This window comes from Jiangella asiatica (genome assembly GCF_004349065.1).
Lineage (GTDB): Bacteria > Actinomycetota > Actinomycetes > Jiangellales > Jiangellaceae > Jiangella > Jiangella asiatica.
On the sequence record NZ_SMKZ01000029.1, the window covers coordinates 1 to 14,709 of the forward strand.

The 14,709-nt window shown below is 71.4% G+C and carries 14 protein-coding genes and 1 pseudogene; 9 read left to right on the plus strand and 6 right to left on the minus strand.

Annotated features, from left to right (window positions below; genetic code table 11):
• The first annotated feature begins 203 nt into the window (after positions 1-203).
• The 3 genes from E1269_RS19125 (at position 204) to E1269_RS19135 (ending at position 2,754) form a co-directional block, all read left to right on the plus strand.
• On the plus strand, positions 204-1,094 hold the full coding sequence (locus tag E1269_RS19125; RefSeq protein WP_131897433.1) for a hypothetical protein: 891 nt from the start codon (positions 204-206) through the stop codon (positions 1,092-1,094).
• A 92-nt stretch (positions 1,095-1,186) separates the two neighbouring features.
• Positions 1,187-1,537, plus strand: coding sequence for a YciI family protein (locus E1269_RS19130; protein ID WP_239000965.1), 351 nt, complete (start codon positions 1,187-1,189; stop codon positions 1,535-1,537).
• Positions 1,538-1,539: 2 nt separating this feature from the next.
• On the plus strand, positions 1,540-2,754 hold the full coding sequence (locus tag E1269_RS19135; RefSeq protein WP_131897437.1) for an RNA polymerase sigma factor: 1,215 nt from the start codon (positions 1,540-1,542) through the stop codon (positions 2,752-2,754).
• On the opposite strand, the gene E1269_RS19140 is transcribed toward E1269_RS19135, so the two are convergent.
• Positions 2,747-3,328 (minus strand): dihydrofolate reductase family protein, encoded by a 582-nt coding sequence (locus E1269_RS19140; protein ID WP_131897439.1) that lies wholly within the window; start codon positions 3,326-3,328, stop codon positions 2,747-2,749. The genes E1269_RS19135 and E1269_RS19140 overlap by 8 nt on opposite strands.
• Before the next feature lie 26 nt (positions 3,329-3,354).
• On the opposite strand from E1269_RS19140, the gene E1269_RS19145 reads away from it, so the two are divergent.
• On the plus strand, positions 3,355-4,365 hold the full coding sequence (locus E1269_RS19145; RefSeq protein WP_420810650.1) for an RNA polymerase subunit sigma-70: 1,011 nt from the start codon (positions 3,355-3,357) through the stop codon (positions 4,363-4,365).
• On the opposite strand, the gene E1269_RS19150 is transcribed toward E1269_RS19145, so the two are convergent.
• From E1269_RS19150 to E1269_RS19170, 5 genes are read right to left on the minus strand one after another with little or no spacing between them, the layout of a single operon-like run.
• Positions 4,366-5,850, minus strand: a complete 1,485-nt coding sequence (locus E1269_RS19150; RefSeq protein ID WP_131897443.1) for a sulfatase-like hydrolase/transferase — start codon at positions 5,848-5,850, stop codon at positions 4,366-4,368. It lies immediately after the preceding gene.
• Positions 5,847-7,178 carry a Gfo/Idh/MocA family protein gene (locus E1269_RS19155; RefSeq protein WP_131897445.1) on the minus strand — a complete coding sequence of 444 codons (1,332 nt, stop codon included), beginning with the start codon at positions 7,176-7,178 and terminating at the stop codon, positions 5,847-5,849. Before E1269_RS19155 ends, E1269_RS19150 begins: the two co-directional genes overlap by 4 nt.
• A gap of 2 nt (positions 7,179-7,180) precedes the next feature.
• Entirely contained in the window at positions 7,181-8,047 is an 867-nt protein-coding gene (locus E1269_RS19160; RefSeq protein WP_203433891.1) for a carbohydrate ABC transporter permease, read from the minus strand.
• The gene (locus tag E1269_RS19165; RefSeq protein ID WP_131897447.1) at positions 8,048-9,091 is read right to left on the minus strand and encodes a carbohydrate ABC transporter permease; all 1,044 of its coding nucleotides are present in this window, start codon (positions 9,089-9,091) and stop codon (positions 8,048-8,050) included.
• 5 nt (positions 9,092-9,096) lie between these two features.
• Positions 9,097-10,512 (minus strand): ABC transporter substrate-binding protein, encoded by a 1,416-nt coding sequence (locus E1269_RS19170; RefSeq protein ID WP_162606513.1) that lies wholly within the window; start codon positions 10,510-10,512, stop codon positions 9,097-9,099.
• 163 nt (positions 10,513-10,675) lie between these two features.
• Between E1269_RS19170 and E1269_RS19175 the strand changes: the two genes are divergently transcribed.
• The 5 genes and pseudogenes from E1269_RS19175 (at position 10,676) to mobA (ending at position 14,707) form a co-directional block, all read left to right on the plus strand.
• Positions 10,676-11,689, plus strand: coding sequence for an Lrp/AsnC family transcriptional regulator (locus E1269_RS19175; protein WP_131897451.1), 1,014 nt, complete (start codon positions 10,676-10,678; stop codon positions 11,687-11,689).
• Positions 11,690-11,892: 203 nt separating this feature from the next.
• Complete coding sequence (locus tag E1269_RS19180; protein WP_203433892.1) at positions 11,893-12,447, plus strand: GrpB family protein; 555 nt, start codon at positions 11,893-11,895, stop codon at positions 12,445-12,447.
• Positions 12,448-12,546: 99 nt separating this feature from the next.
• Positions 12,547-13,306, plus strand: a pseudogene (locus E1269_RS34335) (NAD(P)-dependent oxidoreductase).
• A gap of 7 nt (positions 13,307-13,313) precedes the next feature.
• Positions 13,314-14,096, plus strand: a complete 783-nt coding sequence (locus E1269_RS19190; protein ID WP_131897453.1) for a carbon-nitrogen hydrolase family protein — start codon at positions 13,314-13,316, stop codon at positions 14,094-14,096.
• Positions 14,093-14,707: a molybdenum cofactor guanylyltransferase gene (gene mobA, locus E1269_RS19195; protein ID WP_131897455.1), complete on the plus strand. Its 615-nt coding sequence runs from the start codon at positions 14,093-14,095 to the stop codon at positions 14,705-14,707. Before E1269_RS19190 ends, mobA begins: the two co-directional genes overlap by 4 nt.
• The last annotated feature ends 2 nt before the right edge of the window (positions 14,708-14,709 follow it).

A 14,709-nucleotide genomic window follows, 5' to 3' on the forward strand; every position in this document is an offset into this window, starting at 1 on the left:
CCCTCTCCCCGTCCCCTCCCCCTGACTCGCTGCCGGCACATGGGAATCTCCACGCGCTCCGGCCGGTGAACCCGAAATGATCACGTTCAGCACGAGATCTCGTGTCACACCATGCTCGCAATCATGGTGAGGCTCGGGTGATCCTGCTGAACGTGATCATTTCGGGAGGTGCGGGGGGTGACCGCGCGGGGCACAATCGGGGAATGAGACGTGGGCGGCTCGGCTGGGGCGCCGCGCTGGCGGTGGTGGTGGTCGCCGGCGGTGCGGTCGCGGCAGGCCTCGCCTGGTCCGACGACGACGGCGACCGTGGCACCACCGACGCGCCGACCGACCGGGCGGAGGCCCCGGACCTGACCGCGACCGCGGAGATCCGCCGCTCGTTCAACCGCCCGGGGCTCGTCGTCATCGCGGTCACCAACCACGGCACCCAGGACGTGCGCATCACGTCCGCGGAGCTACTCAGCGACTCGTTCGAGGCCACGGGTCCGCAATCGTTCGACTCCACCATCCCGCCGGGCACCACGCCGCGCGACCTGCAGCTCGAGTACGGCACCGCGCGTTGCCCGGACGGCGTCGCGTCCAGCACCGGGCCGGCGTCGGTGGCGCTGGTCGCCGAGGCCGCGGACGGCACGGAGCACGAGCTGGAGCTGGACCTGCCGCATCCCAACGGCACGCTGGACCGGCTGCTGCGCACCGACTGCGGCGCACAGGTGCTCGGCGCCGCGGTCGACCTGACGCTCAGCCCGCTGGCGAGCCAGCCGGACGCGACGCTGAGCGGCGTGCTCACCGTCAGCCGCATCGACGGCTCCGCCGAACCGGCGGTCATCCACGACGTCCGCGGCAGTGTCCTGTTCACGGTGACCGCCGATCCCGCCGCCGCGGCCGGGTCGGCCGAGCGCCGGGTCCACTTCGACGTGCTGCGCTGCGGTGGCCACGCCATCGGCGACGCGAAGCGGCCGTACGCGTTCACGGCCTGGATCACGCTTGGCGACGCCGAGCCGATACCCACGCTCATCCCGGTCGACGACGCCGCCCGCGCGGCCCTGGACGCCATGCAGGGCGTGCGGTGCGAGGACGCCCCCGGCGACATCTGACGCGACCTGTCGAGAACGGCGCGCCGGATCCGACCACAAGACGAGAGGGCCCGCCCGGGTGCCCGCAACCGATGGGAGATCGTGTGAAGTACATGATCATGATGTTCGGCGACGCCGAGACCATGCTCGCGAGCCAGACGAAGGAATGGATCGAGGAGATGATCGCCTTCATGATCCAGCTGGACAAGGACCTCCAGGAGTCCGGGGAGCTCGTCTTCCAGCAGGGTCTCGCCGACGCGAGCACGGCGAAGCTGGTGACGCTGGAGGACGGCGTCCCCGTCGTCACCGATGGCCCGTTCGCCGAGGCCAAGGAGTCGCTGGTCGGCTTCTGGGTGGTCGACGTCGAGGACGAGGCGAGGGCGCTGGAGATCGCCGGGCGCATCGCCACGTACGCCGGCCGGGTGGAGGTCCGGCACGCCATGGACGAGCCGCCGGACATGTGACCATGCCGGCCACGACCATCGAGGACCTGCTGCGCACTGCCGCGCCGCAGGTCCTCGGTGTGCTCGTGCGCCGGTACGGACAGTTCGACGCGTGCGAGGACGCTGTCCAGGAGGCGCTGCTGGCGGCGGCGACGCAGTGGCCGGGCGACGGGGTCCCGGACAGCCCGCGCTCGTGGCTGGTGACGGTCGCGTCGCGCCGGTTCGTCGACGAGGTTCGCAGCGAGGAGGCGCGGCGGCGCCGGGAGGAGACGGTCGCGACGCTGGCCGAGCCGGGTGCGGCCGTCCAGACCGACGACACGCTCACGCTGCTGTTCCTGTGCTGCCACCCCGATCTGCCGCTGCCGGCACAGCTGGCGCTGACGCTGCGCGCGGTCGGCGGCCTGACGACGGCGGAGATCGCCAGCGCGTTCCTCGTACCCGAGCCCACCATCGGGCAGCGCATCAGCCGGGCCAAGCAGAAGCTCAAGAGCAGCGGCGCCCGGTTCGGCCTACCGCCGCCGGCGGAGCGCGCGGAGCGGCTGCAGGTCGTCATGCACGTGCTGTACCTGATCTTCAACGAGGGCTACACCGCCAGCGGCGGCGAACGGACCCAGCGCACCGATCTCACCGCCGAGGCGATCCGGCTCACGCGCATGCTGCGGCGGCTGGCTCCCGACGCCGGCGAGGTGATCGGGCTGCTGGCGCTGATGCTGCTCACCGACGCGCGCCGGGCCGCCCGCACCAGGCCGGACGGCACGCCGATCCCGCTGGCCGAGCAAAACCGCGAGCGGTGGGACCACGACCAGATCGCCGAGGGCGTCGGCCTGCTCACCGCCACGCTGGGCCACGGCCCGATCGGCCCGTACCAGCTGCAGGCCGCCATCGCCGCCGTGCACGACGAGGCACCGACGGCCGCGGACACCGACTGGGCCCAGATCCTGGCCCTGTACGAGGTACTGGAGAAGGTGTCGCCGGGGCCGGTCGTGACACTCAACCGGGCGGTCGCCGTCGCCATGGTGCACGGTCCGCGGGCCGGCCTGGCGCTGCTGGGCACCCTGGACGACGACGACCGGATGGCGCACACGCACCGGCTCGACGCCGTTCGCGGGCACCTGCTCGAGCTGGCCGGTGAGACCGGCGCGGCGCGAGAGGCGTACCAGCGCGCCGCCCGGATGACGGCCAGCCTTCCCGAGCGGCGCTACCTGTCGCTGCGGGCCGCCGGGCTGCCGGTCACCTGATCACCCTGAACCGGGTGTGCGTCGCGCTCGGTGCCGCCACGACGCCGACGGTCTCGAGCTCGACGTGGCCGCCGGGCAGATCACCGAACAGCCGCGTGCCGGCGCCGAACAGCACCGGGACGACGTGCAGCGAGATCTCGTCGACCAAGCCGGCCGCCAGGTACTGCTGGGCGAGGTCCGCGCCGCCCATGACGGCGACGACCTGGTCGCCGGCGGCGCGGGAGGCCTGCTCCAGGGCGTCCTCGATGCCGCCGGTGACGAATGTGTACACGCCGTCCTCAGGCGACCGTTCGGGCGCCGCGTGGGTGACGACGAAGGTGGGCCGCCGGGCCGGGCCGGACGGGCCGTCGGCTTCCCACCAGGCGATGGAGTCGTCGTAGTTCCGGCGCCCGGTGATCACCGCGCCGAGCCCGCTGACGGCTTCGCGCAGCAGGGCCCTGCTCTGTTCGTCGCGGCCGAACGCCCACTCGTGCAGGCGCTCGCCGCCGGCGCCGAGCGGTGCTTCGGCAGTGCGTCCCGCGGCCGCCACGTAGCCGTCGAGGGAGATGCTGATGTCAAGGACCACGGTGTTCATGAGTTCCTCCTCGGTGAGGTCGGTCGATGGGTGTAACGACGCGCGGCACCCGGAGTCATCGGTCCGGCCGAGAATCGCGCACAATGAGCCGGATGGATCTCGCCCAGGACGACTTCGCCGCGCTGACCGAGCGGTACCGCCGCGAGCTCCACGTGCACTGCTACCGGATGCTCGGCTCGTTCGACGAGGCCGACGACCTCCTGCAAGAGACGTTGCTGCGGGCGTGGACCAAGCGGGACAGCTTCTACGCCGGCACCAACGTCCGCGCCTGGCTTTACCGCATCGCCACGAACGCCTGCCTGGACCTGCTGCGCCGCCGCGCGCGACGGCCGGAGGAGCCGCACTCCTTCGCCGACCTGCCCTGGCTCCAGCCGTACCCGGATCGGCTGCTGGACGAGCTCGCCCCGAGCGCGGAGCGACCGGACGCCGTCGTCGTCGGGCGGGAGACCATCGAGCTGGCGTTCATCGCCGCCATCCAGCTGCTGCCCGCCCAGCAGCGCGCGGTACTGGTGATGCGCGACGTCATCGGCTGGTCGGCGGCCGAGACCGCCGAGATCCTCGACACGACCGTGCCGGCCGTCACCAGCGCGTTGCAGCGGGCCCGGACGACGCTGCGGGAGCGACGCCCGGCGCCCGACCATACGGCCCGCACCGGCCTCAGTGCCGACGAACGCGACCTGCTGCGCCGCTACGTCGCGCTCAACGAGAACCCTGACCCGGCCGGCATGGCGGAGCTCGCCAGGCACGACATCCGCGTCACCATGCCGCCACAGCCGGTCTGCTACGACGGCTGGGGGGCACTGGCGCCGCTGCAGGAGCTGGCCTTCGGATCGGACGGGCTCGGCGATTGGCGGCTGCTGCCCACGGCGGCGAACCGGCTGCCGGCCGCCGCGTGCTACCTCCGGGCACGCGGCGGCACCGTCTTCGAGGCCTTCAAGCTCGACGTGCTGCGGGCCGAGGACGGCCGGATAGCGGAGATCACCACGTTCGCGCCGGAACTCTTCCCCGCGTTCGGACTGCCCGCCGCACTGTCGTGATCAGTGCCGCACGTCCAGGTGGAACGCGTCGGTGTGGTACCCGGGCCAGGCGGTCGCGCGCTGCTCCGCGGGGGTGTCACCCATCGCCGGCACCGCCGGGAGCCGGCCGCCGTCGAGGTAGCGCTCGCCGCCGCCGTCGCGAACAGCCGCGACCAACCGCTCCCGCCACCGGCCCAGCTCGGCCGGATCGGCCGGATCGGCCGAGCGGGCCAGGTCGGACCGTTCCTCCGGATCGTTCTCCAGGTCGAAGAGCTGCTCGGCCGGACCTTCCGGGTACCAGATGTACTTGTGCCGGCCGTCGGTGACGGCCAGGTAGTACGGCACGCCGGGCGGCCCGCCGTCGCCGCTGGCGATGCCGGTCACCATCCGTGACGGGGAAGGCGCCGCCGCCAGCGACACGAGGTCGACCCCGTCGACGTCGTCGCCGACGGTGCCGCCGGCCGCCTGGACGAACGTCGGGAGCACGTCGGCCAGCGTGACGGGGGTCCGCACGACCGTGCCGGGCGGGAACGGTGACGCACCCGCCGGCGGCCGGACGATCATCGGCACGCCCGCGGACACCTCGTGGAAGAACACCTTGTTGCCGGTGCCGTGGTCGCCGAGGAACTCGCCGTGGTCGGACGTGAAGACGATCAGCGTCCGCCCCAGCTCGCCGATGTCCTGCAGGGCCGCGAGCACTCGGCCCAGGTTGTAGTCGATCTGCGTGACCAGCCCGTAGTAGGCCGCCCGGGCGGCCTTGACGGTGTCCGGGTCGAGCTGGTCGAACGAGCCGCGGTGGCGCTGGCGCAGGAACGCCGCCGGGGCATCGTCGCCGGCCCAGTCGCCGACCACCGGCTCCGGGATCGGCGCGGACAGGTACATCGAGTAGTACGGCTCCGGCGGGTCCAGCGGCGGGTGCGGTTTGGAGTAGGACAGCCACATGAACATCGGGCGGGTGGGGTCGCGGCGGTGCCGGATGTGCTCGACGGCCTGCTCGGACAGCCACGAGGTCAGCGTCGCCGCCTCCGGGACCGTAGCCATGCCGGGGTACAGCTCGTTCTGGCCCAGTCCGTGGCGCATCGCGGCGACGGCGGTCCGGCTGGCGTGCCGGTAGTAGTCGTCGGGCAGGACCAGCTCTTCGAAGCCGTGGTGCGCGCGCGGCGGGCTGAAGTGCATCTTCCCTATGCCGACGGTGGCGTAGCCCAGCGCGGACAGCCGCGCGGGCAGCGTGGGCGCGCCCGGCGACAGGACCGACGAGGTGGCGCCGTTGTGCGTCATCCCGTGGCGCAGGCTGGACTGTCCGGTCAGCAGCGACACCCGGGACGGCACGCACACCGGCGTCGAGGCGTAGGCCGCGTCGAACCGGACACCCTCGTGGGCCAGCTGGTCAAGGTGCGGCGTGCGCAGGAAGCGCGGCGCACTCGGACCCAGCGTGTCACGGCGCTGCTGGTCGGTGGTGATCAGCAGCAGGTTCGGCCGGTTGTCGGCGGGGACGGCGCTGTTCACAGGTACTCGACGGTGCCGTTCTGGCGGGAGCGCTCGGCGGCGAAGGCCACCCAGTGGCTCTCGAGGCTCTCCTCGAACGCGCTCGGCGCGGCCTCCACCGGCAGGCCGGCCCGCCGCCGTCGGGTCCGTTCGACGAAGTCGGCCATCAGCGCGGCGTCACCGCCGGAGTGCCCGCCTCGCGGCTCTGGGATCTCCTCCACGTAGCCGGTCGCACCCTCGCCCACCTGCATGGTGCTGCCGCTGTCGACCTGCCGGCCGGCGATGTCGGGCGACGCGTCCCGGAACGGCATGATCTTGATGCGGCCGGTCTCCAGGTCGGCGTTGATCTCGCCGTGGCTGCCCATGAGCGTGATGATGCGAGTGTTCTGTCGCGTGAACGCGGACACCACGAGGGACGCCGTCACCCCGTTGGCGAACCGCAGTGACGTGGTCTGGTGATCGACGACGTCGTTGTCCATGCGGTACACGCAGCGGCCGTAGTCGGTCTCGCGCAGCGCCCGCATCCGGCCCTCCGGCGACGGGTCCTTGGTGATGACGCTGACCGGCCAGGTCTCCACACCGGCGAGCTGCTCGACGTAGAAGCGCTCGGCGTTGTAGGGGCAGCTGGCGGCGACCGCGCAGCCGTCGATGCACCGGTCGGTGGAGCCGGCCGGCGCGTTCTCGATGCGGAAGTGCCGCCGGTCGCCGAAAGACGACACCGCGACGTACGGGGAGTCGACCAACCAGCGAAGGATGTCCAGGTCGTGGCAGGCCTTGGCCAGGAGCATCGGGCTGGACCGGTCGGTGCGGTGCCAGTTGCCGCGTACGTAGCTGTGCGCGAAGTGCCAGTACGCGATGTTCTCCGCGTGCTGGATGCCCTGCAGGTCGCCGATGCGGTCCTCCTGGAGCAGCCTGCGCAGCGTGGTGAAGAACGGCGTGTAGCGCATGACGTGCGAGACGGTGATGGCGCCGGGCCGGTCCTTGGCCGCGGCGACCAGCCGGTCGAGCTCGCTCGACGTCGGCGCTATCGGCTTCTCGAGCAGGACGTCGTAGCCCAGCTCCAGGGCGCGCACGGTGGGATCCACGTGGGTGCGGTCCGGCGTCGTGACGATCACCGCGTCCCACGGGCCGGGCTGTGCCAGCGCGGCCTGCCAGTCGCCGTACCGGTGCTCCGGCGCGACGCCGTGCGCGTCGCCGACGCTGGCGCGGCGCTCGTCGTCCAGGTCGGCGAGCCCGGTCACCGTCGCGGCGCCCGGATTGTCCAGGCACCAGCCGGCGTAGGCGTGCCCGCCCCGGTTCCCGGCACCCAGCACCAGCAGACGCACCGGCGCGTCGTGGTCGTCGCTCATCGTCATCCTTTCTCGGCTCCGGCCGTCAGGCCCTCGACCAACAGCCGCTCGGCGGCGAAGAACAGCACGACGACCGGCAGCGTGAGCAGGACGGAGCCGGCCATCAGCACCGTCGCTGACACGCTGATGTCGTCCAACTGCGCCAGACCGAGCGAGACCGTCCAGTTGTCCCGGCTCTCCAGCAGGAACAACAGCGCGAACAGGTACTCGTTCCACGCGATCATGAAGACGTACAGCGACGTCGCGGCGATCGACGGCATCGCCAGCGGCAGGACGATCCGCCAGATCACCTGGCTGCGGTTGCAGCCGTCCACCATCGCCGCGTCCTCGAGACCCTGCGGGATGGAGCGGAAGTAGTTGCGCAGCATGTACACCGACACCGGCACCGTCGAGGCCAGGTAGATGATGATCAGCGCGGGCAGCTCACCGCGCAGGCCCAGCCGCGAGAACAGCACGAACAGCGGGATCGCCATCACGATGCCGGGGAACATGTAGACGGCGAAGAACGACGTGTTGATCACGTTCTTGCCCGGGAAGCGCAGCCGGGTGGCGGCGTACGCGCCCAGCACCGACAGCGCCACCGTCAGCACCACCGAGCCCAGCGCCACGATCAGCGAGTTGCCGAAGAACGACAGCAGCCCGTAGCCACCGTCCTCCGGCGAGGCGATGACCCGCTCGTACGCGGCCAGGTTCAGCTCGCTGAGGCTGGGCAGCATGTCCAGCGGATCGGCCAGGACCGCCTGCAGCGGCCGGACCGAGAGCAGCACCATGTACAGCAGGGGCACGACACATCCGGCCAGCACGATCGCCAACCACACCACCCGCGCTACGTTCAGCACGCGGGTCTCGACCCGTTCCCGCGACGCCACCTAGACCTCCGACTCCTGCTTCAGTACGCCGTAGCGGTAGTAGACGGCGAATGCGATGATCAGGACGACCGACATCAGCAGGCCCAGTGCGGCCGCGCCGCCGACGTCGTTGCGCGAGATCAGGTAGTTGTAGACCTGCACGGACACCACCTCGGTGCCGCCGGAGCCCCTGGTCAACAGGTAGATGTCGTTGAAGTTCTGGAACGTCCAGATGAACCGCAGCAGCACCAGCAGCGCGATGACGCCGGACAGCTGGGGCGCGACGACGTAGCGGAACCGCTGCAGCGGGGTGGCGCCGTCGACCCGGCCCGCTTCCTCCAGATCGCGTGGCAGCCCCTGCAGCCTGGCCAAGATGAACAGGAACGCCAGTGGGAAGGTCTTCCACGCCTCGAACACGATGACCGTGATCAGGGCGATCGGCAGGTCGACGCCCAGGCCGAACACCTCCACCCGGTGGAACCGCTCGCTGAGGAACCCGATCGGCTGGTCCCAACCCAGCACCTCCACGCCGAAGACGTTCACCGGCCCGAACTGCGGGTTGAGCAGGGTCCGCCAGACCAGCGCCGCGGAGACCACCGGGATCACGTACGGCACCAGGACGAACGCCCGGATGATCATGCGCCCCGGGAACCGCTGCCGCAGCGCCAGCGCGGTCAGGAGGCCGGCGCCGACGGACAGGATGGTGCCGCCGACGCTGTAGATCAGCGTCGTGCGGACCATCTCCCACAGGTCCGAACTGCCCAGGACGGTCTCGAAGTTGCGCAGGGTCAGCGTGATGTCGAAGACGTTCTGCAGGTCGATCAGCCGCAGCCGCTGGAACGAGATCAGGATGGTCCAGAGGAACGGCAGCACGACGACCAGCAGGACGATCAGCACCGTCGGGCTGACCAGCACCAGCCCGGCCCGGGCCTCGCGGGCCCGCAGCGACGGGCCGCGCCGGCGGCCCCGCGCCGGCTCCCAGGCGGGAGCCGACGCCGGCCTCCGATCGGCCCCCGCGTTCGGACCGGAGTCCGGTGCGGTGGTGCGCGATCCGTCGGGACCCATACGCGTCAGCCGAGCCCTTCGGCGAGCTGGGTGGCGCTCTCGTCCATCTGCGCGGCGGCCTCCTCCGGAGTGATGCTGCCGTCGAGGGCGTCACGCAGGATGTTGGTCAGCTCCAGGTCGCCGTACATCGCGGTCACCAGCGCCCCGTAGCCCTGTGCGAAGCCCCACCGCTCGAACCCGGTGGCACCGGTGGCGATGGTCTCGACCGCCTCGTCGCCGTACAGCTCGCCCACGCTGACCGTCTGCGAGCCGCTGCCGACGGCGAGCTCGCGCCAGCCGTCGACATACGAGGTGTCGCCGGCCTCCGGGCCGTTGCGCATCGGGAACCGGCCCTCGGGCGAAATGGAGAGGAAGCCCATGTAGCCCTCCTCGCCGAGGAGGTACCGGACCAGCTCCTTGGCCGACTCGGTGTCGGCGGAGGTGGTGATGCCGAGGTTGATGGTGAGGCCGAACTGGGTGGGCTCCTCGCCGGACGGACCCTGGAACAGCGGCAGCATGGTGGTCCGGTCGACCAGCCACTGCTGGTCGTTGGCACATTCGGCGCAGGTCAACGGGGTGTCCGGGAAGAGGCCGGCCAGCTCGTCGAGCAGGTGCGGCGACCACGACATCATGGCGGCCCGTCCGGCCAGCCAGTTCGCCCGGGTGGTGTCCACGTCGCCGGCGCCGGTTGGCGCGAACTCGTTCAGGTCGACGTAGAACTGGATGGCCTCGACGCACTCGGGGCTGTCGAGGGTGACCTCCCCGTCGTCGTTCACGAGCTGGCAGTCGTTGGCCAGGGCGACGTGCTCGAAGACCTGCATGGTGAAGCCGTCGCCGCCGGAGCTGCCCAGCGCGAAGCCGGAGACACCGTCCTGGCCGTTCAGCTGCTCGGCGGCGGCGAGGACATCCTCGTAGCTGTCCGGCGGCTCCAGGCCTGCGCTCTCGAACAGGTCGGAGCGGTAGAAGATCATCTGACCCCAGCCGTCGGACGGGACCGTGGCGTACTCGCCCTCGGCGTCCTCGACCCGGATGAGGTCCAGCGCGCTCTCGTTGAAGGTGTCGGCGCCCAGCTCGTCGACCAGCTCGCTGGCCGCGGCGGAGTCGAGGATGCCCTCGTTGACCCAGCCGCCCGCGAGCTCGACACCGTGGACGACGACGTCGGGCAGATCGCCCGCCGCGGCCGCCGACACCATGGCCTGCGACAGGTCGGGCGCGCTGACGCCGACCAGCTCGACCTCGATGCCACTCTGCTCGGTGAACGTCGCCAGCACCGGCTCCATGGTCGCGATGCGATCCGCGGTGTCGTAGACGGTCCACATGGTGATGCTGCCGCCCTCGCCCCCGTCGCCGTCGCCGGAGCCGGCGTTGTCGCCGTCGTCATCGGAACATCCCACCGCGACGAGCGCGATCGCCGCCACGGCGCAGATAGGCCGTCGCCACATGAAGCAGTCCTCCTCCGGTGGTCCGGACCGTCGCGTTTGCCCGGTGGGCAGCGACTGCGGACGTCCTGCGAATTTGTGGGGCACCATGTTTGGGGCGCATGATCCAACCTGTCAACGAATGTGCGTAGAATGCAAGGAACGCACATAGTCGGCGGGTGATCTGATGGAATCGGCACGAGTCGATGATCTCGACCGCCGCGTGATCGCTGCCTTGCTGGCGCACCCGCGCGCAACCCACGCGACCATCGGCCAAGCGGTCAGCAGCTCCGAAGCGACGGTCTCCCGCCGGATCGCCCGGCTGCGCCGCCAGGGCGCGGTGCGCGTGGTCGGCGCCCTGGACTCGCAGCTCAGCCACCGGGCCCGGTCGGTGTTCGTGAGGCTGCGGTGCGCTCCCGGCGCGGCCGACGAACTGGCCCGTCCGCTGGCGCTGTGGCACGAGACGGGGTCGGTCAAGGTGCTGACCGGTAGCGTCGACTGCGTCGCGGAGCTCGCATACACGTCCAACGAGCACCTCTACCGGCTGATGATGCACCGGCTGCCGCAGCTCGAAGGTGTCACTGCGACGTTCAGCAACCAGGTCATCCGGCGCTTCTCCACGCCGCACGGCTGGAACCCGGGCATTCTGCCCGACGAGACCGTGACGGCGCTGCGGGCCGAGCGGCGGGACCGCTGGGCCGAGCGACCCGAGCCGGACGAGGTCGTGCCGATGTCACCACTGGACGAGCGGGTCTTGGGAGAGCTGATCGGCGACGGGCGGATGAGCTGGCAGGACCTCGCCGGTCGCTGCGGCGTCACCCCGAGTACCGCGCGCCGGCGGGCCGAGGCGCTGATGGCCCGCGGTTTCCTGCGGATGCGCACGGTCGTGGAGCCCGAGGTCCTCGGCCTGACGGTCAACGCGTTCGTGTGGCTGACGATCAACCCGACCAAGATCGGGCTGGCCGGCGAGATGCTGGCTCGCAACCGCAACGTGATCATGATCGCCGCCACGACCGGCGACCGGAACCTCTGCGGCGAGATCGCCGTCGCCAACGACAGCGCGCTCTACGACTTCCTCTCCGAGACCGTCGGGCACCTCCCCGGGCTCATCCACGCCGATGTCGCCGTCGCGCTGCGGACGGTCAAGCGGGCCGGCATGGTCGCTCCCGACGTCGTCCCTGTCGGGGGTGGCATCAGCTGACGGGACTGGTGGAGCGGGCGGGGCCCTCGACTCACTTCCGACCACTACCAAAGCAGCCAGCTCGCTTCCACTTCACCCGGATGCCCGGGCCGAGGCGGCTAGGCGCGCTCGGACGGTACCTACGTATGAACATGATCGGAACTCGGGCGGATCCTCGTTGTCTTGCGCGACCATCCGGGCCGGAGGGGACTAATCTCGGTGCCATGCACGAAAGCAATGCTGCGCACGATGCCGTGCGCCGCGACCCGATAACCATCGTTCCTTACGACCCGCACTGGCCCCATTCCTTCGAACAGCAGCGTGAGCTCGTCGAGCCGGCGCTGCGGCCCTGGCTGATCGGCTCCGTGGAGCACGTCGGCAGCACCGCTGTGCCAGGGCTCGCGGCCAAGCCGATCATCGACATGATGGCCATGGTCGCCGACTATGAGCAGGCGCGCGACGCCATTCCGGCCATGGAGGCCGTCGGCTGGACGTTCGTCTGGGAGGACGGCGACCACGAGCTGCGGCGCTGGTCGTTCTGCCATCCGGACCCGGCCTGGCGCACGCACCACCTGCATGTCGTGGAGTACGTGTCGCAGCTGGGCCGCGACTGCCTGGCCTTCCGCGACCACCTGCGCCATCACCCGGAGGACGCGGCCACCTACACCGCGATCAAACGCGACCTGGCCTCGCTGCACCACGACGACCGTCCGGCCTACCGGTCGGGCAAGGCGCCGTTCATCGAGGACATCATGCGCCGCGCCTCCGTACAGCACTGAGCTGGCGCATCCGTACGGTCGCGGACGGCTCGATCCAGCCGGTCGCCAAATCCGCCAGCGGCCCGTGATGGTGACGATCTCGACGCGGACGTGCGGCCGGTGAGGGCGGGCACCGTCGTGCAGGTCGGTCCGCTGCATCCCACGGTGGAACGCGAGCTTGCCACGACATACCAGGCGGTCCGGTTGCCCGACGGCCCGGCCGCGGCGGACTTCCTGGCCGCCGACGGTGCCCACGTCACTGTCGCCGTCACCAGCGGTGGTACCGGCGTGGACGCAGAGCTCATGGCGGCGCTGCCGAAGCTGGCCGCCATCGTCAACTTCGGGGTCGGTTACGACGCCACCGACGTCGAGGCCGCCAGGGCGCGCGGCATCGCGGTCAGCAACACGCCGGACGTGCTGAACGTCTGCGTCGCCGACCTGGCCGTCGGCGGGCTGATCGACGCGGTGCGCGGGCTGTCGGCGGCGGACCGGTTCGTCCGCCGCGGCGACTGGGCCGGTGGTGGCCGGTTTCCGCTGATGACCCGGGTCACCGGGATGCGGGTGGCATCCTGGGGCTGGGCCGTATCGGCCGGGCGGTCGCGCGGCGGATGGAGGGCTTCGACGCCCCCCTCTCCTACCACAGCCGGCAGCGCGTGCCCGACGTGTCGTACGCGTATGCCGCATCGCCGGCGCGGCGCTGGACGTCTTCGAGGACGAGCCGCGGGTACCGCCCGCCCTGCTGGACCTCGACACCGTAGTGCTGCTCCCGCACATCGGCTGCGGAACCCACGAGACCCGCGAGGCGATGGCCCAACTGGCGCTGCGCAACCTCGAACGGTTCCTGGCCGACGGGACCCTGGTGACCCCGGTGCCGCTTTAATGGCCAGATGCGGGTAGCACTGGTCCAGTTGGCGGCCGGCACCGACATCGGGGCGAACGTGGCAGCGATCCGGCGCCTGACGAAGGATCTCGAGGCAGACCTGATCGTGCTGCCCGAGGCGGTCATGCACGACTTCGGCAAGCCCGACCTGCCGCTCGGACCGGTGGCGCAGCCGCTGGACGGACAGTTCGCCGCGGCGCTGTCCGGCCTCGCACGGGAACGCCGGGCGGCGGTGATCGGCGGCATGTTCGAACGCTCTGACGACCCCGACCGGCCCTACAACACCCTGGTGGCGTTCGGCCCGGACGGCACGCTTCTCGGCACGTATCGCAAAGTGCAGCTGTACGACTCCTTCGGCTACAAGGAGTCCGACCGGTTGCGCGCCGGTGCGCCGGTGCCGTCCGTCGTCGACGTGCATGGTGTCCGGCTCGGCCTGCTGACCTGCTACGACCTGCGGTTTCCGGAGCAGGGGCGGGCCTTGGTCGACGCCGGGGCCGACGCGTTCGTCGTCTCCGCGGCGTGGCTGCGCGGCCCGCTGAAGGAGGACCACTGGCAGACGCTGCTGCGCGCCCGGGCCATCGAGAACACGGTCTACGTCGCGGCCGCGGCGCAGACCGGCCGGGCCTACTGCGGCCTGAGCATGCTGGTCGACCCGCTCGGCGTCTCCGTCGCATCGCTCGGCGACGAGGAGGGCCGGCTGGTCGCCGAGCTCGACCCGGCCCGGATCGAGGCGGCCCGGGCGCGCAACCCGGCGCTGCGGCATCGCCGCACCTGGAAGTCGTCGCCGTGACGGTGTGGGGCGCTGTCGTGCTCGCCGGCGGCGCGGGGCGGCGGCTGGGCGGAGCCGACAAGCCCGCGCTGGTCGTCGGCGGCCGGACGCTGCTGAACCGTGCGGTGGCAGCGTGCGCGGGCGCGACCGAGGTGGTCGTGGTCGGGCCGCGGCGGACCACCGAGGCAGCGGTGCGGTGGACCCGTGAGGACCCGCCCGGTGGCGGGCCGCTGGCCGCGCTGGCCGCCGGTCTCGATGCCTTCGAGTCGCCTCCGCCGATCGTGGTGGTGCTGGCCGCGGACCTGCCGCGGGTGTCGTCGGCGCTGGTGCGGCGGCTGGTGGCCGCGCTCGACGACACCGATGCCCACCCGGGCGCCGGCGGTGTCGCCGTCGTCGACGACGGTGGATGGGTACAGCCCTTGGTGGCCGCGTACAAGACCGAGCCGCTGGCGGCCGCGCTGGACGCCCTCGGTGATCCGCGGGACCGGCCGGTCCGCGAGCTGCTGGCCCGGCTGCGGCTGCGGACCGTCGTCGACGCGGCCGGCGCATCGGACATCGACACGCCGGACGACCTGGCCCGATGGCAGGCGGGCCCGGTAGAGGATGTGGGAACTGCCGCGGAGGAAGGGTGAGC